Source organism: Xenorhabdus sp. BG5 (assembly GCF_015163665.1).
In the GTDB taxonomy this organism is placed as follows: Bacteria; Pseudomonadota; Gammaproteobacteria; order Enterobacterales; family Enterobacteriaceae; genus Xenorhabdus.
On sequence record NZ_JADEUG010000074.1, the window covers coordinates 1 to 1,406 of the forward strand.

Here is a 1,406-nt window from a genome sequence, read left to right on the forward strand (position 1 = left end):
AACACTGAGGCACGATGACGCGGCACTACGGTGCGGAAGTTGCTGATGCCCCGCTTCCAGGAAAAGCCCCTAAGCTTCAGATTGGTGTTCATCGTACCCCAAACCGACACAGGTGGTCAGGTAGAGAATACTCAGGCGCTTGAGAGAACTCGGGTGAAGGAACTAGGCAAAATGGTGCCGTAACTTCGGGAGAAGGCACGCTGGCGTTAGGTGAACTCCCTTGCGGAGGGAGCCGAGGCCAGTCGCAGATACCAGCTGGCTGCAACTGTTTAATAAAAACACAGCACTGTGCAAACACGAAAGTGGACGTATACGGTGTGACGCCTGCCCGGTGCTGGAAGGTTAATTGATGGGGTTATCGCTTCGGCGAGAAGCTCTTGATCGAAGCCCCAGTAAACGGCGGCCGTAACTATAACGGTCCTAAGGTAGCGAAATTCCTTGTCGGGTAAGTTCCGACCTGCACGAATGGCGTAATGATGGCCAGGCTGTCTCCACCCGAGACTCAGTGAAATTGAACTCGCTGTGAAGATGCAGTGTACCCGCGGCAAGACGGAAAGACCCCGTGAACCTTTACTATAGCTTGACACTGAACATGGAGCCTTGATGTGTAGGATAGGTGGGAGGCTGTGAAGTGTGGACGCCAGTCTGCACGGAGCCATCCTTGAAATACCACCCTTGAATGTTTGATGTTCTAACGCGGACCCGTTATCCGGGTTGCGGACAGTGTCTGGTGGGTAGTTTGACTGGGGCGGTCTCCTCCCAAAGCGTAACGGAGGAGCACGAAGGTTGGCTAATCCTGGTCGGACATCAGGAGGTTAGTGCAATGGCATAAGCCAGCTTGACTGCGAGAGTGACGGCTCGAGCAGGTGCGAAAGCAGGTCATAGTGATCCGGTGGTTCTGAATGGAAGGGCCATCGCTCAACGGATAAAAGGTACTCCGGGGATAACAGGCTGATACCGCCCAAGAGTTCATATCGACGGCGGTGTTTGGCACCTCGATGTCGGCTCATCACATCCTGGGGCTGAAGTAGGTCCCAAGGGTATGGCTGTTCGCCATTTAAAGTGGTACGCGAGCTGGGTTTAGAACGTCGTGAGACAGTTCGGTCCCTATCTGCCGTGGGCGTTGGAAGATTGCAAGGGGCTGCTCCTAGTACGAGAGGACCGGAGTGGACGCACCACTGGTGTTCGGGTTGTCATGCCAATGGCACTGCCCGGTAGCTAAGTGCGGAAGAGATAACCGCTGAAAGCATCTAAGCGGGAAACTTGCCTTAAGATGAGTCTTCCCTTACTCCTTTGAGGGGACTGAAGGACCGTCCGAGACGAGGACGTAGATAGGCCGGGTGTGTAAGCGTTGCGAGACGTTGAGCTAACCGGTACTAATGAGCCGTGCGGCTTAACCTGACAAC

At 54.6% G+C, this 1,406-nt stretch carries 1 rRNA gene; it reads left to right on the forward strand.

The features are described from left to right. A 23S ribosomal RNA gene (locus tag IQ209_RS17840) occupies positions 1–1,401 on the forward strand; the annotation flags it as partial. Positions 1,402–1,406 lie beyond the last annotated feature (5 nt).